This window comes from Devosia sp., assembly GCF_036406155.1.
In the GTDB taxonomy this organism is placed as follows: Bacteria; Pseudomonadota; Alphaproteobacteria; order Rhizobiales; family Devosiaceae; genus Devosia_A.
This window is the reverse complement of record NZ_DASWVV010000226.1, coordinates 1-18,093: the sequence shown is the minus strand read 5'-3', so window position 1 is coordinate 18,093 and position 18,093 is coordinate 1. Positions and strand designations below refer to the sequence as shown.

Here is an 18,093-nt window from a genome sequence, read left to right as displayed (position 1 = left end):
TCCATCCATACCCGGGCGGAGACCCATCATGCAGACCATCCAGAACGCCATCGGCGGCAAGCTGATCCAGAGCCGCAGTACGCGGACCCAGCCGGTGTTCAACCCGGCGACGGGTGAGCCGAGCGCCACCCTGCCGCTGTCCACCGTCGAGGAGATCAACGCCGCGGTGGCCTCTGCCAAGGCCGCCTTTCCCGCCTGGGCCCATACGCCGCCGATGAAGCGCGCGCGCATCCTGTTCAAATTCAAGCAGCTGCTCGACGAGCATGCCGACGAGCTGGCGCGCGAGATCTCGCGCGAACACGGCAAGGTGCACGACGACGCCCTGGGCGAGGTGGCGCGCGGCATCGACTGCGTCGATTTCGCCTGCGGCATCCCGCACCTCCTGAAGGGCGAGTTCTCGCGCAATGTCGGGCCCAACATCGACACCTATTCCGACCGCCAGCCGCTCGGCGTGGTGGCCGGCATCACCCCGTTCAACTTCCCGGCCATGGTGCCGATGTGGATGTACCCGCTGGCCATCGCCGCGGGCAACACCTTCGTGCTCAAGCCTTCCGAGCGCGATCCCTCCGCGCCGATGCTGGCCTGGAAGCTGTTCATGGACGCGGGGCTTCCCGAGGGCGTGCTCAACGTCGTGCACGGCGACAAGGAGGCGGTCGACACGCTGCTCGACCACCCCGACGTCAAGGCGGTCAGCTTCGTCGGCTCGACCCCGATCGCCGAATATGTCTACCGGCGCGGCACCGCCGCCGGCAAGCGCGTGCAGGCGCTGGGCGGCGCCAAGAACCACATGATCATCATGCCGGACGCCGACATGAACCAGGCCGCCGACGCCCTGATGGGGGCCGGCTACGGCTCGGCCGGCGAGCGCTGCATGGCCATCTCGGTGGCGGTGCCGGTCGGCGACAAGACCGCCGACGCGCTGGTCGCGGCACTCAAGCCGCGCGTCGAGAGCCTCAAGATCGGCCCGGCCACTGACAAGGACGCGCAGATGGGCCCGATCGTCTCCAAGGCACAGCGCGACAAGATCGTCTCCTATATCGACTCCGGCGTCGCCGAGGGCGCCGAGCTGGTCGTCGACGGCCGCGGCTTCACGCTGCAGGGCTACGAGAACGGCTTCTTCGTCGGCGGCACGCTGTTCGACCGGGTGAAGCCCGACATGAAGATCTATCGCGAGGAGATCTTCGGGCCGGTGCTGTCGGTGGTGCGGGCGCAGTCCTACCAGGACGCGGTTGACCTGATCCACGGCCACGAATACGCCAACGGCACCGCCATCTTCACCCGCGACGGCGACGCCGCGCGCGAGTTCGCCGACAAGATCGAGGTCGGCATGGTCGGCATCAACGTGCCGATCCCGGTGCCGGTGGCCTACCATTCCTTCGGCGGCTGGAAGCGCTCGCTGTTCGGCGACCACGCCATCTACGGGCCGGAGGGCGTGCATTTCTACACGCGGCTCAAGACCATCACCAAGCGCTGGCCGGCAGGGATCAAGGAAGGCGCCGACTTCCACTTCCCGAGCACGAAATAGGCCCCGTGCGCACCGCCTGCGGCAGGATCGGCCCCGCGGCCCCTCGCGATGGGGGGATGCGGCGGAGCCGTGCCGCCACGACGCCACAGCGGCGGCGCCTTTCCGGCGCCACCTTCCGCCCCTGTTGAGGATCTGACCATGTCTGCACCCGGAGAAAACCTTCGTATCAACGGCGACCGTCTCTGGGACAGCATCATGCAGATGGCCAGGATCGGCCCGGGCATCGCCGGCGGCAACAACCGCCAGACGCTGACCGACGCCGACGGCGAGGGCCGGCACCTGTTCAAGCGCTGGTGCGAGGAGGCCGGGCTCGGTCTCGGCGTCGACAGGATGGGCACCATGTTCGCCCGCCGCGAGGGCACCGACGCGAACGCGCTGCCGGTCTATATCGGCAGCCATCTCGACACCCAGCCCACCGGCGGCAAGTATGACGGCGTGCTCGGGGTGCTGAGCGGGCTCGAAGTGGTGCGCACGCTGAACGACCTCGGCATCAGGACGAAGCACCCGATCGTCGTCACCAACTGGACGAACGAGGAGGGGGCGCGCTTCGCCCCCGCCATGCTCGCCTCCGGCGTGTTCGCCGGCGTGCATACGCTCGACTTCGCCTATGCCCGTAAGGACATGGACGGCAAGAGCTTCGGCGAGGAACTGCAGCGCATCGGCTGGATCGGCGACGAGGAGGTCGGGGCGCGCAAGATGCACGCCTATTTCGAGTACCATATCGAGCAGGGCCCCATCCTCGAGGCCGAGAACAGGCAGATCGGCGTCGTCACCCATTGCCAGGGCCTCAACTGGCTCGAGTTCACCCTGACCGGCAAGGAGGCGCATACCGGCTCGACCCCGATGAACATGCGGGTCAATGCCGGCCTCGCCATGGCCCGCATCTTCGAGATGGTGCAGACCGTCGCGATGGAGAACCAGCCGGGCGCCGTGGGCGGCGTCGGGCAGGTCAAGTTCTCCCCCAACTCGCGCAACGTGCTGCCCGGCACGGTGGTGTTCACCGTCGACATCCGCTCGCCCGACCTGGGCAAGCTGCAGGGCATGCGCGCCCGCATCGAGGCCGAGGCGGCAAAGATCGCCGCGGCGCTCGGGGTCGGCTGCGCGGTGGAACTGGTCGGCCATTTCGACCCCGTGACCTTCGACCCCACGCTCGTCGCCCGCGTGCGCGCCGCCGCCGAAAAGCTGGGCTACAGCCACATGAACATCATCTCGGGCGCCGGCCACGACGCCTGCTGGGCGGCCAAGGTGGCGCCGGCCACCATGGTCATGTGCCCCTGCGTCGACGGGCTCAGCCACAACGAGGCCGAGGAGATTTCCCTTGAATGGGCGGCGGCCGGGGCCGACGTGCTGTTCCACGCGGTGCTCGAGACCGCGGAGATTGTGGCGTGACGCCGCGACGACTATATTGCAGTGAGCCGAAAGCAGGATCATGTCGACCGACAACATCATCCTCGAGCATCTTCGCGCCATCCGCGGCACGCTGGATCGGCACTCCGAAGACTTGCGCGAAATCAAGGGGCGGCTGGGCATTCTCGAGCAGCAATACGCCAACCAGACGCAGCAATACGCCAATCTGTCGTCCCGGTTTGATCGTATGGACGAGCGACTGGCCCGGATCGAGAAACGTCTCGATCTCGTCGAGGCCTGACGCCGCCCGGGTATTGCCGACACTTACGGGAAATTGCGCGCCGCCGTGACACGCACGGCGGTGCGGCCGCGCGCGACTGCACGAAATCGGGGAGGAACCATGACCAGCAAGATCATCAAGGACGGCACCGTCGTCACCGCCGACCTCACCTACAAGGCCGATGTGCGCGTCGAGGACGGCAGGATCACCGAGATCGGACCGAACCTGGCGGGCGGCGAAATGCTCGACGCCACCGGCTGCTATGTCATGCCCGGCGGCATCGACCCGCACACGCATCTCGAAATGCCGTTCATGGGCACCTATTCGACCGACGATTTCGAGAGCGGCACGCGTGCCGGCCTCGCCGGCGGCACCACCATGGTCGTCGATTTCTGCCTGCCCAACCCGCAGCAGAGCCTGCTCGAGGCGCTGTCGATGTGGGACAACAAGACGGCCAAGGCCTCGGCCGATTATTCCTTCCACATGGCCATCACCTGGTGGGGCGAGCAGGTGTGGCGCGAGATGGCCGAGGTCGTCGACCGCGGCATCACCAGTTTCAAGCACTTCATGGCCTACAAGGGCGCGCTGATGGTCGACGACGACGAGATGTTCTCGTCCTTCCAGCGCTGCGCCGAGCTGGGGGCGCTGCCGCTGGTGCACGCCGAGAACGGCGACGTCGTCGCCCAGCTGACGGCCAAGCTCCTCGCCGAAGGCAATAACGGGCCAGAGGCGCATGCCTATTCGCGCCCGCCCGAGGTCGAGGGCGAAGCCACCAACCGCGCCATCATGATCGCCGACATGGCCGGCGTGCCGCTCTACGTCGTGCACGTGTCCTGCGAGCAGAGCCACGAGGCCATCCGCCGCGCCCGCCAGCAGGGCAAGCGCGTCTTCGGCGAGCCGCTGATCCAGCATCTGACGCTGGACGAGAGCGAGTATTTCAGCAAGGACTGGGACTATGCCGCGCGCCGGGTGATGAGCCCGCCCTTCCGCAACAAGCAGCACCAGGATTCGCTGTGGGCCGGGCTTCAATCGGGTTCGCTGCAGGTCGTGGCGACGGACCACTGCGCCTTCACCACCGCGCAGAAGCGCGCCGGCATCGGCAATTTCGCCAAGATCCCCAACGGCACCGGCGGGCTCGAGGACCGCATGCCGGTGCTGTGGACGAAGGGCGTCAACACCGGCCGGCTGACCATGAACGAGTTCGTCGCCGTGACCTCGACCAACATCGCCAAGATCCTCAACTGCTATCCGCAGAAGGGTGCCATCCTGGTGGGCGCCGACGCCGACATCGTGGTGTGGGATCCGAAGCGCAAGAAGACCATCAGCGCCGCGGCGCAGCAGTCGATCATCGACTACAACGTGTTCGAGGGCGTCGAGGTCACCGGCCTGCCGCGCTTCACGCTGACGCGCGGCGAGGTGGCGATCGTCGAAAACGAGGTCAGGGCGCGCCCCGGGCACGGCCAGTTCGTGGCCCGCGAGCCGAGGGGCGCCGTCAACCGCGCGCTCTCGACCTGGAAGGAGATCACCGCGCCGCGCAAGGTGGAGCGTACCGGCATCCCGGCGACGGGTGTATAAGGGTTAGTCAGAGCAACGGACCGCGGCCTGTCGTCCCGGGGGGGAGCGGGCCGGCCGCGGCAACAAGGGGACTTCATGGGGACCAAGACGAGGGGCGCGTTCGGCTGCGGGAGGCGGTCGGACGCGGGCGCGAGCAGGGCACGAAAACCTGGGACGGCACGCGGGGTGCGGCATTGACCACCGTCGTTTCCGCCCGCAATTTGGGCCTGACTTTCAACACCAATGACGGTCCGGTCGTGGCGCTGACCGACGTCAATCTCGACATCGGCAAGGGCGAGTTCGTTTCCTTCATCGGCCCCTCGGGCTGCGGCAAGACCACGTTCCTGCGCGTCATCGCCGATCTCGAGCAGCCCACCGCCGGCAGCATCACGGTCAACGGCATGTCGCCCGGGGAGGCGCGGGTCAAGCGCGCCTACGGCTACGTCTTCCAGGCCCCGGCGCTGTATCCGTGGCGCACCATCGAGAAGAACGTGGCGCTGCCGCTCGAGATCATGGGCTATTCCAGGAGCGAGCAGCGGGCGCGCATCGACCGCACGCTGGCGCTGGTCAATCTCTCCGGCTTCGAGAAGAAGTTCCCCTGGCAGCTGTCGGGCGGCATGCAGCAGCGCGCCTCGATCGCCCGGGCGCTGAGCTTCGACGCCGACCTGCTGCTCATGGACGAGCCGTTCGGGGCGCTCGACGAGATCGTGCGCGACCACCTCAATTCCGAGCTGCTCAAGCTGTGGGCCGCGACCAGCAAGACCATCGCCTTCGTCACCCACTCCATCCCCGAGGCGGTGTATCTGTCTACCAAGATCGTGGTGATGAGCCCGCGCCCGGGCCGGGTGACCGACGTCATCGAGTCGAGCCTGCCGCGCGAGCGCCCGCTCGACATCCGCGAGACGCCGGAATTCCTCGCCATCGCCGCCCGCGTCCGTGACGGCCTCAGGGCCGGCCACTCCTACGAGGAATAGAGGATGCTCAGGGCGCTGCGCGACGGCAACACGCTCCCCATCCTGCTCGTCCTCGGCGCGCTGGTGGTGCTGTGGTATGGGGGCTCCATCTGGCTCAACGCCCCCTGGCAGCTCGGCCTCTACGAGCGCGCCGGCACCACGCAGTGGGGCTGGACCGATTTCGTGCGCGACACCTGGAACCAGGAGCGGCCGGTGCTGCCCTCGCCGCACCAGGTGCTGATCGAACTGTGGAACACCACCGTCGCGATGGCACCGACATCCAAACGCAGCCTCGTCTATCACGGCTGGATCACGCTGTCCTCGACGCTGCTCGGCTTCGTTCTGGGCAGCCTGCTCGGCATCGGGCTGGCCGTCGCCATCGTGCACAACGGCGCCTCCGACCGCACGCTGATGCCGTGGCTGATCGCCAGCCAAACCATTCCCATCCTCGCCATCGCCCCGATGGTGATCGTGGTGCTCAACGCCGTCGGCATTTCCGGACTGGTGCCCAAGGCGCTGATCTCCACCTATCTGAGCTTCTTTCCCATTGCCGTGGGCATGGTGAAGGGGCTGCGCTCGCCCGAGCCGATCCAGCTCGACCTGATGCATACCTACAACGCCTCGGCGGCCCAGACCTTCTTCAAGCTGCGCTGGCCGAGCGCCCTGCCGTTCCTGTTCACCTCGATGAAGGTCGGGGTGGCGGCGAGCCTCGTCGGCGCCATCGTCGCCGAACTGCCGGCCGGCGCTGCCGGCGGCTACGGGGCGCGGCTGCTGGCCGGCTCCTATTACGGCCAGACGGTGCAGATCTGGTCGGCGCTGTTCGCCGCCGCCATCCTCGCCGCCGTGCTCGTCATCGCCGTCGGCGTGGTCGAGCGCAGCGTCAACTTGCGCATGGGGGCACGGGCATGAGCCGGCTGCAGCAGCTCCTCGCCGTGCTCGCCGTCGCCCTGTCGGCCGCCGGCCTCGGCTTTGCCATCGCCGCCGGCGGCGCCGCCCGGCAACCGGCGATTGCCCTCTTCCTCGCGCTCGGCGTCCTCTCGGCGCTGCGCGTCCGCGTTCCCTGGAGCCTGTGGCTCGACGGCGCCCTGGCCCTGTTCGGGGCCGCCGCCCTGCTGCTGGCGCTGCCGCTCGCGGCCACGCCGGCGTCGCCCGACTACTGGCTGGCGCTCGCCGCCGCCTGGGTCCTGGTCTGGCTGTTCGTCGAGCGGCTGACGCGCGCCCTGCGCCGCGGCGACCTGCGGGGCCGCGCCTTCGACCTGCTCATCCCGCTGCTGTTCGGGGCGGCCATCCTCGTCGTCTGGGAGGCGGTGACGCGCGCCGGCGGCGTACCGGCGGTGCTGCTGCCGCCCCCCTCCAGCATCTGGGCGCGCATCGTCACCAGCCTGTCCGTGCTCGCCGCCGACTTCGCGCAGACCTTCCTCAAGGCGGTGCTGGCCGGCTACGCGCTCGGCTGCGGCGCCGGCTTCCTCGTCGCCATCGCCATCGACCGCTCGCCGTTCCTCAAGCGCGGCCTGCTGCCGCTGGGCAATTTCGTGTCGGCGCTGCCGATCATCGGCGTCGCCCCGATCATGGTCATGTGGTTCGGTTTCGATTGGCCGTCCAAGGCGGCGGTGGTCGTGGTCATGACCTTCTTCCCGATGCTGGTCAACACCGTCGCCGGGCTCAACGCCGCCGGGGCGATGGAGCGCGACCTCATGCGCACCTATGCCGCCGGTTACTGGCCGACCCTGTTCAAGCTGCGCCTGCCCGCGGCCGGGCCGTTCATCTTCAATGGCCTCAAGATCAACTCGACTCTGGCGCTGATCGGGGCGATCGTGGCGGAATTCTTCGGCACCCCGATCGTCGGCATGGGCTTCCGGATTTCGACCGAAGTCGGCAGGATGAACGTCGACATGGTCTGGGCCGAGATCGCCGTGGCGGCGCTCGCCGGCTCGCTGTTCTATGGCGTGGTCGTGCTCATCGAGCGGGCGGTCACGTTCTGGCATCCGTCCGTCCGCAGTGGGCGAACGTAAAAGGGAGGACTGTAGGGAATGAAGAAACTTCTGGTTTCGCTGCTGGCCGGCGCCATGACGCTGGCCGTCGCCGGGGGCGGGTTTGCCCAGGACAAGGTGACCATGCAGCTCAAATGGGTGACGCAGGCCCAGTTCGCCGGCTATTTCGTCGCCAAGGACAAGGGCTTCTACACCGAGGAGAATCTCGACGTCGAGATCAAGCCGGGTGGCCCCGACATCGCGCCCGAGCAGGTGATCGCCGGCGGCGGCGCCGACGTCATCACCACCTGGATGGCCGCGGCGCTCGCGGCGCGGGAGCGCGGCGTGCCGCTGGTCAACATCGCCCAGCCGTTCAAGTCCTCGGGCCTCCTGCTCACCTGCCTCAAGGAAACCGGCATCACCTCGCCGGCCGACTTCAAGGGCAAGACGCTGGGCGTCTGGTTCTTCGGCAACGAATACCCGTTCTATGCCTGGATGGCCAAGCTCGGCCTGCCGACCGACGGCAGCGCCGACGGCGTCGAGGTGCTCAAGCAGGGCTTCAACGTCGACCCGCTGGTGCAGAAGCAGGCGGCCTGCATCTCGACCATGACCTATAACGAATACGGCCAGGTGCTCGACGCCGGCTTCAGCCCCGACGACCTCGTCGTCTTCAACTACCGCGACCAGGGCGTCGGCATGCTCGAGGACGGCCTCTACGTGCTCGAGGACAAGCTCAAGGATCCGGCTTTCGTCGACAAGATGGTCCGCTTCGTGCGCGCCACCATGAAGGGCTGGGAATATGCCCGCGCCAACCCGGACGAGGCCGCCCAGATCGTCATCGACAATGACGAGACCGGCGCCCAGACGCTGGCGCACCAGCGCTACATGATGGGCGAGATCAACAAGCTCACGGAAGGCTCGACCGGCGCGCTCGACGAGGCCGACTACGCCCAGACCGTGCAGACGCTGCTCTCGGCCGTGTCGCCCGATAATCCGGCGATCACCAAGGAGCCGACCGGCGCCTTCACGCACGAGATCACCGACAAGCTCTGAGCCAGTCCCGACGACTTGCGAGGAGGCGGGGGCAACCCCGCCTCTTTCGTTTCAGCGCCCGAGCCGGGCAACCACGCGGTCGGCCATGTGCACGCAACGTTCCCCGTCGAAGGGGAAGATGTCGCCGAAGGCCGGCGACAGCCGCTCCTCGATGCCGGCCCGGATCAGCTTGCGCGCCCGGTGCAGCCGCGTCTTGACCGTTTCCGGCTTGATGTCGAGATAGGCCGCCACCTCCTCGGTCGACATCTCCTCGACGGCGCGCAGCACGAACACCACCCGGAAGGCGGGCGGCAGCGCGTCGACAAGCTCTTCCAGCAATGCCTTCATCTGCATGCGTCCGGTCTCCGTCTCGGGGTTTTCCGGCGGCAGCGCGCCGGGAAAGGCGATGATCTCGGCCCCGCCCTCGTCCAGCGCCTGCTCCAGCAGTTCGATGTCCAGCGTCGGGCGCCGGCGGCGCAGGCGGCCCAGCGCCTCGTTGAGCGCGATGCGGGTGAGCCAGGTGGAAAAGGCCGACTTGCCCTCGAAGCCGGCGAGCCGCGTGAAGGCCCGCACATAGGTCTCCTGCACCACGTCCTCGGCCTCGGCGTCGTCCCTGAGCACCGCCCGCGCCACCCGGAACAGCCGGCGGTTATTGGCCTGCACCAGGGCGCGGATGGCGCTCTCGTCGCCCGTCCGCGCCGCCGCCAGCAGCCCGGCTTCGCCGACCGGTAGCGGGGTAGGGGAAACATGCTTGCGGAGTGTGCTCATGGGGTCCTCTTTCCGGCACCGGCCCTTGCCCGCGCCACCCGGTTCGATGCGCCCGGGCGCAAAAGGTTCCCGCCGCGTCGGCGCAAATTTCGGGCGTCCCGCGCAACCAATATCCCGTTCAGCGATTTCAGGTCCATCAACACGCGCTCACAAGGGCAAAAAAATGAATTCGATCATCTACCTCGTCGGTCTCGTCGTGGTTGTGCTCGCCATCCTGTCGTTCTTCGGGCTCGGCTGAGCCGCCCCCCCCGCCATCGAACGCAGCCCGGGAGATTCCAACCATGACCGCCCCCGCAGACGTCGACGTCGTCATCGCGCCCACCGCCCCTGACACCGCCTCCTATGTCGACTGGCCCGCCATCGTCGCGGGCATCGTGCTCGCCAGCGGCATTTCGCTGGTCCTGCTCACCTTCGGCGCCGCCATCGGCCTGTCCATGACCGATTTCCGCGCCGGGGAGAACGCCGCCCCCATCTGGATCGCCATCGCCGCGGCCCTGTGGCTGCTGTGGGTACAGGTGTCGAGCTTCATGGCCGGCGGCTACCTGACCGGCCGCTTGCGCCGCCGCCACGCAGGTGCGACCGAGGACGAGGTCGACGCCCGCGACGGCGCGCACGGCCTTCTGGTGTGGGCCGGCGGCCTCGTCGTCGGCGGCCTGCTCGCCGTGGGCGGGCTGGGTGCGGCCGCGAGCGCCGTCGGCTCGGCCGCCGCGACGTTGACCAATGCCGCTGCCACGGTAGCCGGCGAGGCCGCTGATTCCGCCGCCGACCCGACCGCCTATTTCACCGACATGCTGTTCCGCCCGGCCCCGGCGGGCGCCGCGCCGACGACGCCGACGGCTGCAGCGGCACCGGCCGAGGATACCACGGCGCTGCGCGCCGAGGCCGGCCGCATCTTCGCCGCCGGTGCCGTGTCCGGCGAGATCGGGGCGGATGACCGCGCCTATCTCGCCCAGACCGTGGCCCGCCACACCGGCCTCAGCGACGAGCAGGCGCAGTCCCGGGTCGAACAGGTGATCGGTGCCATCGACACGGCCAAAGCCGAGGCCGCCGCCGCCGCGGAAACGGCGCGCAAGACCGGCGTGCTCGCCGCCTTCCTCACCGCCGCGTCACTGCTGGTCAGCGCCGCGGGCGCCTTCTGGGCGGCGCAGAAAGGTGGCCAGCATCGCGATCAGGGCGTCGTCTTCGGCAACGCCTTCCGGCGCTTCTGACGGGAAAGGAGAACACCATGCTGCGCGGACTCGCATTGTGGCTTCTGGGCGTGCCGATCTGGCTCGTCCTCATCATCGTCTTCTTCATCCGCTGAGCCCCGCTGCGGGACGCGGACGAGCGACGCGGCGGGCGCCCCCCGCCGCGTTTGTCATGGCGCTGGGCGCAGCAGGCCGCGATAGATGCCCGGCTCCGACTTCGGAATCTCGAGCGCATCGAGGCGCTTGCGGTAGAACTCGACGGGCCCGGGATCGCCGATCACGGCATAGGCATAGCCGGCTTCGCGCATGCCCCTGAGGGTCGCGGCGAGAAGCGCCTCGCCGATCCCCTGGCCGCGCGCTGCCGCGGCAACCCCGGTCGGGCCGAAAAAGCCGCGCGCCGTGGCGTCGTGGCAGGCAAAGCCGAGCAGCTCGCCCTCGCGTACGGCAATCCACAGCGTCACCGGCAGCTGCGACAGCGCCAGTGCCGCCTCGCCGGCCCAGCCGGCCGAAAACCGCTCGCGGATCCAGGGAAGGACGACGCAGCGCTCCGGCGCCAGCGCCCGGCGCACAACGATGCCGGCGTCCGCGACCCGCGTCTCGGCGGGGAAGGCGGGCAGGTCGTAGAGGCGGACGAGTAGATCGGGCACTGGCCTATTCCTGTTCGTACTGGCCGTAGAGATTGGGCATCAGCCCCGCCGCCGCCGCGAAGCGGGCAAAATCGCGGGCCGCCTGGGCGGTCCAGCCGGCTTCCGCCACCGCCGACAGGCGCGGGAACACCAGCCGGTCGAACACCGCCCGCTCGCGCATCGGCTCGCCCCAGATGCAGGCCTGCACCCCGCGCAGCCGGCTGCGCTCGGCCGGGCTCCAGTCCGCGGCCGGCGCGAAGGCGTAGGTCTGTGCCGGCGACGACCAGCCGGCCCAGCTGGCGCCCGGCTCGTGCCAGTCCTCGGCAGTGGCCATGTCGAGATAGTAGGCCTGGCCCGGCGCCAGCACGACGTCGTAGCCGGCGCCCGCCAGCCGCCGCCCCGCCGCCGCGTCGCGCCAGGCGACGAGATAGCACGCATCCTGGTCGATGCCGCCGCCCGCCGCCGCTTCTTCCCAGGCTCCGGCGATGCGCCCCTTGGACGACAGCAGCGCCTGCAGGCGGCGCAGGAAATGCGCCTGCAGCGGCGCCGTCCCGCTCGCTCCGAGCTCGCGGCCGAGCGCCTGCGCCAGCGGCGAGGTCGCCCACGCATCGTGCGGCACCTCGTCGCCGCCGATGTGGAAATGCCGCGACGGGAACAGTTCGACCAGCTCGGACAGGATCGCGTCGGTCACCCGGTAGACCGCCTCGACCGCCGGGTTGAGGCAGTTGTTGGCAAAGCCCTGCACCGAGTGGTAGCGCCCGCTTTCGCCCGGGTCGGCGAGCTCGGGCAGTGCCGCGAGCAGGGCATGGCAATGCCCCGGCATGTCGATCTCGGGTACGATCTCGATACAGAGCGTCTCGCCCAGCCGCACCAGCGCCCGGATGTCGTCGCGCCCGTAATAGCCGCCGGAGCGCTCCGGCCCGCTGCCCAGCAGCGGCGGGATGTCGAGCCCGTGGCCGCGCCAGGCGGCGCGGGCGGTGAGCTCGGGATAGGCGGCGCTCTCGACGCGCCAGGCCTCGTCGTCGGAGAGGTGCCAGTGGAACACGTTGAGCTTGTTCCAGCACAATATGGCGAGGAAGCGCTCGAGTTCGGCGCGGGCGTAGAAGCGCCGGGCGACGTCGAGATGGCAGCCGCGCCAGGTCATGGAAGGCGCGTCCTCGATATGCCCCGTGGTCGGGAAGACGTAGCTCTGCGGGTAGAGCCGGGCGCCGCGCAGCACCTGGCCGAGGCTCACCAGCCCGTACAGGTAGCCCGCCGTCGCCGACGCCGTGACGATGGCGCGCTCGGGCTCGAACTCGATGCGGTAGGCTTCCGCGGGCAGCGTGGCGTCGGGCTTCATGATGACGGCGAAACCGCCTTCGTTGAACGGGCGCACCAGCCCCTCGACGCCGAACAGCAGCGTGGTGAGCTGGCGGAAGGCGGCCTCGGCCGCTTCGCCGGCCGGGTCGGCGGCACTGACGGCGAGGCCCTCGGGGGCGCTGCGCCGGTCGCCCACCGCCACTTTCTGCGGCCACGGGATGATCGAAACCGGCACTGGCGGGGTGGCCGGAACCGGCAGCGTCACGGTGCCGCGCCGGTCCGTGCCGATGCTGCCGGCGCGCCGCGTCGGCACGGTGAGCGCCGCCACGGCCTCGCCCGTCGCATCGATGACGAAGCCGGCGGCGGCCCCGTCCGTCCAGTGCCGGAGCGGGGCGGCGAGGCCCTTGATCTCGACGCTCCAGCGCCCCCCGGATGCCAGCACGAAGCCCGGCTCCGGGGCGATCTCGGCATAGGTGGAAACGACCCGGACCAGCGTGCCGCCCTGCACCCGCGCGTTTTCGCCGAGCCGCGCCGGGCCCGACAGGCCGAGCCGGAACTCCGTGAGCGGCGCCTCGCCGTAGTTGTGCAGCGTCAGCCGGTAGCGCCCCGCCGCCGTCCACTCGCTGTCCAAGACGAACCCGCGCTGCCAATCGGCAACCATCTCGAGGCCACCCCCTGCCGGGCAGTCCTAGACCATTTCGGGCCGCGAGGAAATCGCGTCGACGACGAGGTAATCCCCGCATCCCGACGCGGCCCTAGACTGCTGCCCGCTCAACCGCAACAAGGACAGGCCCAGATGGACGCCACAGCCCGCCTGCAACTCCCCTGCATCGCCCCGCAGCAGGCACAGAAGCACGTCACCTACAACGAGGCCATGCGGGCGCTCGACCTGCTGGTGCAGCCCGCGGTCAAGAGCGCCTCGCTCGCCGCCCCGCCCGCCGCCCCGGAGGAGGGCGACGCCTATCTCGTGCCTGGCGGCGCCGGCGGCGCCTGGGCCGGCCGCGACGGGCAGCTGGCGCTGTGGCGCGACGGCGCCTGGAGCTTCCGCACCGCCGCCGACGGCTGGCAGCTCTATGTCGAGGACAGCGCCGAACTCATGATCCGCCGCGACGGCACCTTCGCCGCCTTCGTCTCCAATGGCGGCAGCGCCGTCGCCCAGTTCGGCATCAACACCACGCCCAGCCTCGTCGACCGCCTCGCCGTCGCCTCAGAGGCGAGCCTGTTCACCCATGCCGGGGCGGGCCACCGGCTCAAGCTCAACAAGGCCGGGCCGGCCGAGACGGCGAGCGTCTTGTTCCAGACCGGCTATTCCGGCCGGGCCGAGTTCGGCCTCGCCGGCGACGACGATTTCCACGTCAAGGTCTCGCCCGACGGCGCCAGCTGGATCGAGGGGCTGACGATCGCCGCCGCCGGCGGGGCGGTGCGCCTGCCCCAGGGCCAGCTCGGCTTCCCGGCGGTCGCCAACCCGGCCGCCGACCCCACCACGCTCGACGACTATCGCGAGGGCAACTGGACGCCGGTCTTCACCGGCTCGGTCTCCAACCCCACGGTCACCTACGACACCCAGATCGGCCAGTACGTCAAGATCGGCCAGGCCGTCATCGCCTGCATCGACATCCGCACCGACGCCGCCAGCGGGGGCGGGGGAAATCTTGGTCTGACATTGCCGTTTTCCGTGAGAGCCGGTCATAACCCGTCGGGGCCAGTCGGCCGCGTACTGGGATGGGGTGCAAACAGGCCGGTGTATTGGATAGCGGACGAGGACACATTCACCCTGACATTCCATAGCGCGATAAACGATGGCACAAAGCTACAGTGCAGCGATCTTACCAATGCTCCGAATGCTAACCGGATTACGATGGTAATCTATTATTTCACAGGGGGTTAATAGGCCGAATTGCGCTGTCCAACAGCGGTGCCAAGATGGTGCCGCCAAAGTTGCTGAGGTGGTTAGTGTCGGAATAGAGAGGGCGACCATCTACATGCACAAGGCATTGATCTGTCGAACATAGCGGGACGGCAAGATCTAGGAAGCGGACCATCCCGATTGCCTCGAGATCGCGAAACGTTCGGGTGACAAATTTGGTGGACCGATTGTGATCGGTTGCCGTTGTTGCCCAAGCTGCGAGTGGCCGCCCCACCATGGTGTCGACGGCAAGTGACTCGGGAACAAGGACCGGATGCGAAGGCACCTGGCCCAGGACCCAGATCTCGCGGTGGTCTCCTGATACTTCTGCAAGCGTCTGTTCGAGACCCTCCACGAAGGACATTCGCCCGTCAGATGCAGCGGCTTCATAGAACCCGCTTTCTGTGTAGGTTTCCCACCTTGCAGCTAGGACCACGGTCGCGATTTCCGGATGCGAACGAAGATATCCGACAACTGTTTGATTCAGCCACTCGCAGCCCGGGTGATTTGTGCTCTTGTTACGCAGCGTCACGATAGGTGCGCAAGAAGGGTACCCTATACCCAGTCCGGTCCGGCCGCTGACCCGCGCGAGCGCATCAAACTCGGCTATGAGAGCACCGGAATGACTATCCCCGAAAAGTAGGAAGCTGGGTGGCCGATTTGCATCTCCCAGCAAACATGGACTTGTTCGTGCTTGACCCTCAGTTGTGCCGAACAGCCGCCAGTTTTCGGGCAAGCAATTTGCTAGGCCCCTGCCGATGTCCGTCTTGCCACTGAGGGCGAGTCGTACATCGGCAGGTAGCCGTTGCGGAATGCCCTTCAGGGCGACGCCGACATGACCGACGCCAAGCAATGTCGCCGAGATGAGGCCCGCCGCAATGAATACATGTCTTTGCGTCAGTTTCCACCGTCCGACAGGGCTCTCTATGAGATGGTAGGATCCGACAGCCAAGAAGATCGATAGAGCCAGGCTCGTGCCCAGCGGAAGGAGGCTCCAGCCGGGAAAAAGCGTCAGAGTAAGAACAAGTATGGGCCAGTGCCAGAGATATAGGGAATATGAGAGGCGGCCGAGATATCGCGCCGATTTCGCGGAAAGAAGCGACCAGAAGGGATCGGTATTCCTAGGATTGGATGCCACGATCAGAACTGCCCCCGCAACTGGAAGCAATGCGGCGGGGCCTGGAAAGGGCGTGGTATCCGAAAATCCAAATACCGCGACGCCGATCAGGGCCAAACCGGCAACACGGGCAGCGGTCGACCATCCGGGCCTCGTTATCTGAAGGTGTGGGCTTGTTGCAAAGATGGCGCCAATGGCGATCTCCCAAAAACGGGCGATTGAATTGAAGAACGCGTCATCGTTGCGCCCACCCAAGATAAGAATGGTGGCCACGATGAATGATGTGATGGCAAGCCACAGAGAGACGGCGGCGGGCGCAGCTTTGAACCTGCGTGCGGCCGCGTAAAACAGCAGGGGTGCGACGAAGTAGTACTGCGCTTCAACGGACAGACTCCACGTGTGAAGCACCGGGTTCGCGGCGGCTGGAGCATCGAAGTAGCCAGTCTGTCCAAGTAGCGACCAGTTTGTCGCTGCGAGCCCTAACGCACGAACATTTCTTGATAGAGCCTCGAAGCCCGTATCAAGATACAGGAGATAGCCCCCAATATAGACGACGACAATGACGGGGATGAGCGCCGGAAGGAGACGCCGAATGCGTCTCTCGCAGAAGGCCAGGAAATCACTCAGAAAGTGGCCGGTGTTCCTCGCAGCCAGAGACTGGGCAATGACGTATCCGGATATGACGAAAAATATATCGACCCCGACAAATCCACCGTGAAACGGCCCAAGCGTGTAATGATATAACATTACAGACAGGACTGCGACCGCGCGCAGCCCCTCGATATCGGGTCTGAACACGCCAACGACGGCGGGTTTGGCTGGCCGCGCGGCAGAATTATCCAAGCATGAGCCCCCAATGGCGGCGGGAGCCTATTACGAGCGGGCCGGATCGTCCATTCCGGCGCGACTCCCGTCGGGGATGCTGCCGCTGATCCCGCCAAACCGCGGCTGGCTTGGCGGGCGCAGCGCCATGTGGAGAGCGCCGGCCGGCGGTGCCCCCGATCGGCGGCCGGGGGGGCGCCGGCCCGAGTGAGCGCGCGATCAGCGACTGGATGCCGTCCGTTCCTCGCGGAGGGGCCTCATGCCTCTGCGCGACTGATGCTGACCGCAACCGGCACCGGGCATGCGGTCGGCTCGGCGGTGAACCCAAGAAGGCTCCGCAGGGAGCGTGAAAATGCCGGCGGCGGCGAATGCGACTCTGGCTAGCCCCTCACGCGTCGCGTTCCTGCGCCTCGCTGCGGGCGAGGTCGAGCAGTTCGCCCTCGCTCAGCTCGCGTGCGGCGCGGCGCTCGCGCCGGCTGCCGGGCTCCTCGCCGCGCGGCGATACGTAGCTGGCGCGGCCCGGCGGGCGCGGCAGCTTGGCTTCGCCGACGATGCGCGCCACCTCGTGGAACGGCAGGTGGTTGCCGTGGGCGGCGGCCTCGACGGCGACGCGCAGATAGCGGATGGGGAAGACCACGGCCTCGATATTGGCGGTGGAGAGCCCCTTCTTGGTTTCCGCCTCCCAGGCGATGGTCTCGGCGCGGTCGAGCGAACGGGCCAGCTCGTCCGAACTCAGCACGCCCTTTTCGCGCAGCGCCTCGGCCAGCGCCGTGACGGCGATGTAGAGCCCCTCGAGCTGCAGATTGGCGGTGTTCATGCGTTCCTCCTCATGACCTCCACGCACTGGGAGAAACGAAGCGCCCGCCGTTTCGATCCGTCAAGCGCCGATCGCGGCTCAGAACGGGCAGGGCGCCCGCATGATCATGGCCCGCCCGTCGGCGGGATGGGCGAAGCCCAGCGTCTCGGCGTGCAGCTGCAGCCGGTCGGCGGCGGCGAGCGCCTCCCCGGTGGCGTAGAACACGTCGCCCAGGATGGGGTGGCCGATGGCCAGCATGTGCACCCTGAGCTGGTGCGTGCGGCCGGTATGCGGGGTGAGCCGCACGCGCGTCGCCCCGTTCTCGTGCCCGATCACCTCCCACTCGGTGCGGCTCGGCCGGCCATGCGCCCAGTCCACCTTCTGGCGCGGCTTGTTCTCCCAGTCGGTGGCGAGCGGCAACTCGACCATGCCGCGCGCCTCGGCGAGGTCGCCCCAGACCCGGGCGACGTAGGCCTTGGTGGTCCTGCGCTGCTCGAACTGGCGGCCCAGATGCCCCAGCGCCGGCTTGTTGAGCGCCATCAGCAGCACTCCGGAAGTGTCCTTGTCGAGCCGGTGCACGACCTTGGCCGTGGGGAGGCGCTGCTGTACCCGCGTCTCGAGGCTGTCGTGCAGGGCCGGGTCCTTGCCCGGCACGGTGAGCAGCCCGCTCGGCTTGTCGAGGACGATGATGTCCTTGTCCTCGTACAGCACGCTGAGCCACGGTTCGGTCGGCGGGGTGTAGACGAAGGTTTTCGGCATCGGGTTGAGCATGGCGGGCTCATAGCAGCTTCCCCGCCCGCCACAAGTCCATTGCGAATTCCATCGCCGCGCAAAATCCTCTAAGAGGGGGCCATGCCGAAGGCACTTCGACATTGGCGCCGGGGCCGCAGCCTCGCCGGCCTCGCGGCCGC

The 18,093-nt window shown here is 68.0% G+C and carries 16 protein-coding genes; 10 read left to right on the top strand and 6 right to left on the bottom strand.

The window, feature by feature from the left end; translation table 11 throughout:
• Positions 1–28 precede the first annotated feature (28 nt).
• From VGD93_RS15860 to VGD93_RS15825, 8 genes are all read left to right on the top strand, one after another.
• A complete protein-coding gene (locus tag VGD93_RS15860) occupies positions 29–1,525 on the top strand; it encodes a CoA-acylating methylmalonate-semialdehyde dehydrogenase (protein WP_395013138.1) in 1,497 nt (498 codons plus the stop codon).
• A gap of 138 nt (positions 1,526–1,663) precedes the next feature.
• Positions 1,664–2,914 (top strand): Zn-dependent hydrolase, encoded by a 1,251-nt coding sequence (locus tag VGD93_RS15855; protein ID WP_395013137.1) that lies wholly within the window; start codon positions 1,664–1,666, stop codon positions 2,912–2,914.
• Between the two features lie 40 nt (positions 2,915–2,954).
• Complete coding sequence (locus tag VGD93_RS15850) at positions 2,955–3,173, top strand: hypothetical protein (protein ID WP_395013136.1); 219 nt, start codon at positions 2,955–2,957, stop codon at positions 3,171–3,173.
• Positions 3,174–3,272: 99 nt separating this feature from the next.
• Positions 3,273–4,727: a dihydropyrimidinase gene (gene hydA, locus VGD93_RS15845; protein ID WP_395013135.1), complete on the top strand. Its 1,455-nt coding sequence runs from the start codon at positions 3,273–3,275 to the stop codon at positions 4,725–4,727.
• Positions 4,728–4,900: 173 nt separating this feature from the next.
• On the top strand, positions 4,901–5,680 hold the full coding sequence (locus tag VGD93_RS15840; RefSeq protein ID WP_395013134.1) for an ABC transporter ATP-binding protein: 780 nt from the start codon (positions 4,901–4,903) through the stop codon (positions 5,678–5,680).
• Positions 5,681–5,683: 3 nt separating this feature from the next.
• On the top strand, positions 5,684–6,568 hold the full coding sequence (locus tag VGD93_RS15835) for an ABC transporter permease (protein WP_395013133.1): 885 nt from the start codon (positions 5,684–5,686) through the stop codon (positions 6,566–6,568).
• Positions 6,565–7,671: an ABC transporter permease gene (locus VGD93_RS15830; RefSeq protein WP_395013132.1), complete on the top strand. Its 1,107-nt coding sequence runs from the start codon at positions 6,565–6,567 to the stop codon at positions 7,669–7,671. The genes VGD93_RS15835 and VGD93_RS15830 overlap by 4 nt, the downstream gene beginning before the upstream one ends.
• Before the next feature lie 18 nt (positions 7,672–7,689).
• Entirely contained in the window at positions 7,690–8,682 is a 993-nt protein-coding gene (locus tag VGD93_RS15825) for an ABC transporter substrate-binding protein (protein ID WP_395013131.1), read from the top strand.
• Positions 8,683–8,733: 51 nt separating this feature from the next.
• Here the strand turns inward: VGD93_RS15825 and VGD93_RS15820 are convergent, their stop codons facing one another.
• Positions 8,734–9,429 carry an RNA polymerase sigma factor gene (locus tag VGD93_RS15820; RefSeq protein ID WP_395013130.1) on the bottom strand — a complete coding sequence of 232 codons (696 nt, stop codon included), beginning with the start codon at positions 9,427–9,429 and terminating at the stop codon, positions 8,734–8,736.
• A gap of 281 nt (positions 9,430–9,710) precedes the next feature.
• Between VGD93_RS15820 and VGD93_RS15815 the strand changes: the two genes are divergently transcribed.
• Positions 9,711–10,637, top strand: a complete 927-nt coding sequence (locus VGD93_RS15815; RefSeq protein ID WP_395013129.1) for a hypothetical protein — start codon at positions 9,711–9,713, stop codon at positions 10,635–10,637.
• A 149-nt stretch (positions 10,638–10,786) separates the two neighbouring features.
• On the opposite strand, the gene VGD93_RS15810 is transcribed toward VGD93_RS15815, so the two are convergent.
• Both VGD93_RS15810 and VGD93_RS15805 read right to left on the bottom strand, forming a co-directional pair.
• Complete coding sequence (locus tag VGD93_RS15810; protein ID WP_395013128.1) at positions 10,787–11,263, bottom strand: GNAT family N-acetyltransferase; 477 nt, start codon at positions 11,261–11,263, stop codon at positions 10,787–10,789.
• Positions 11,264–11,267: 4 nt separating this feature from the next.
• A complete protein-coding gene (locus VGD93_RS15805) occupies positions 11,268–13,202 on the bottom strand; it encodes a beta-N-acetylhexosaminidase (RefSeq protein ID WP_395013127.1) in 1,935 nt (644 codons plus the stop codon).
• Positions 13,203–13,337: 135 nt separating this feature from the next.
• Here VGD93_RS15805 and VGD93_RS15800 point away from each other — a divergent pair, with 135 nt between their 5' ends.
• Positions 13,338–14,429 (top strand): DUF2793 domain-containing protein, encoded by a 1,092-nt coding sequence (locus VGD93_RS15800; RefSeq protein WP_395013126.1) that lies wholly within the window; start codon positions 13,338–13,340, stop codon positions 14,427–14,429.
• Here the strand turns inward: VGD93_RS15800 and VGD93_RS15795 are convergent.
• The 3 genes from VGD93_RS15795 to VGD93_RS15785 all read right to left on the bottom strand — a co-directional run bounded on the left by VGD93_RS15795 (position 14,416) and on the right by VGD93_RS15785 (position 17,953).
• On the bottom strand, positions 14,416–16,407 hold the full coding sequence (locus VGD93_RS15795) for an acyltransferase family protein (RefSeq protein ID WP_395013125.1): 1,992 nt from the start codon (positions 16,405–16,407) through the stop codon (positions 14,416–14,418). The two genes, VGD93_RS15800 and VGD93_RS15795, sit on opposite strands and share 14 nt — an antisense overlap.
• Positions 16,408–16,774: 367 nt before the next feature.
• On the bottom strand, positions 16,775–17,203 hold the full coding sequence (locus VGD93_RS15790; RefSeq protein ID WP_395013124.1) for a hypothetical protein: 429 nt from the start codon (positions 17,201–17,203) through the stop codon (positions 16,775–16,777).
• A gap of 78 nt (positions 17,204–17,281) precedes the next feature.
• Complete coding sequence (locus VGD93_RS15785; RefSeq protein WP_395013123.1) at positions 17,282–17,953, bottom strand: RluA family pseudouridine synthase; 672 nt, start codon at positions 17,951–17,953, stop codon at positions 17,282–17,284.
• Between the last annotated feature and the right edge of the window lie 140 nt (positions 17,954–18,093).

Excerpts from the sequence above, each read along its gene's own strand:
- VGD93_RS15860 (WP_395013138.1), top strand. The coding sequence starts at position 29 with ATGCAGACCATCCAGAACGCCATCGGCGGCAAGCTGATCCAGAGCCGC.
- VGD93_RS15855 (WP_395013137.1), top strand. The coding sequence starts at position 1,664 with ATGTCTGCACCCGGAGAAAACCTTCGTATCAACGGCGACCGTCTCTGG.
- VGD93_RS15850 (WP_395013136.1), top strand. The coding sequence starts at position 2,955 with ATGTCGACCGACAACATCATCCTCGAGCATCTTCGCGCCATCCGCGGC.
- hydA (WP_395013135.1), top strand. The coding sequence starts at position 3,273 with ATGACCAGCAAGATCATCAAGGACGGCACCGTCGTCACCGCCGACCTC.
- VGD93_RS15835 (WP_395013133.1), top strand. The coding sequence starts at position 5,684 with ATGCTCAGGGCGCTGCGCGACGGCAACACGCTCCCCATCCTGCTCGTC.
- VGD93_RS15830 (WP_395013132.1), top strand. The coding sequence starts at position 6,565 with ATGAGCCGGCTGCAGCAGCTCCTCGCCGTGCTCGCCGTCGCCCTGTCG.
- VGD93_RS15825 (WP_395013131.1), top strand. The coding sequence starts at position 7,690 with ATGAAGAAACTTCTGGTTTCGCTGCTGGCCGGCGCCATGACGCTGGCC.
- VGD93_RS15820 (WP_395013130.1), bottom strand. The coding sequence starts at position 9,429 with ATGAGCACACTCCGCAAGCATGTTTCCCCTACCCCGCTACCGGTCGGC.
- VGD93_RS15815 (WP_395013129.1), top strand. The coding sequence starts at position 9,711 with ATGACCGCCCCCGCAGACGTCGACGTCGTCATCGCGCCCACCGCCCCT.
- VGD93_RS15805 (WP_395013127.1), bottom strand. The coding sequence starts at position 13,202 with ATGGTTGCCGATTGGCAGCGCGGGTTCGTCTTGGACAGCGAGTGGACG.
- VGD93_RS15800 (WP_395013126.1), top strand. The coding sequence starts at position 13,338 with ATGGACGCCACAGCCCGCCTGCAACTCCCCTGCATCGCCCCGCAGCAG.
- VGD93_RS15790 (WP_395013124.1), bottom strand. The coding sequence starts at position 17,203 with ATGAACACCGCCAATCTGCAGCTCGAGGGGCTCTACATCGCCGTCACG.
- VGD93_RS15785 (WP_395013123.1), bottom strand. The coding sequence starts at position 17,953 with ATGCTCAACCCGATGCCGAAAACCTTCGTCTACACCCCGCCGACCGAA.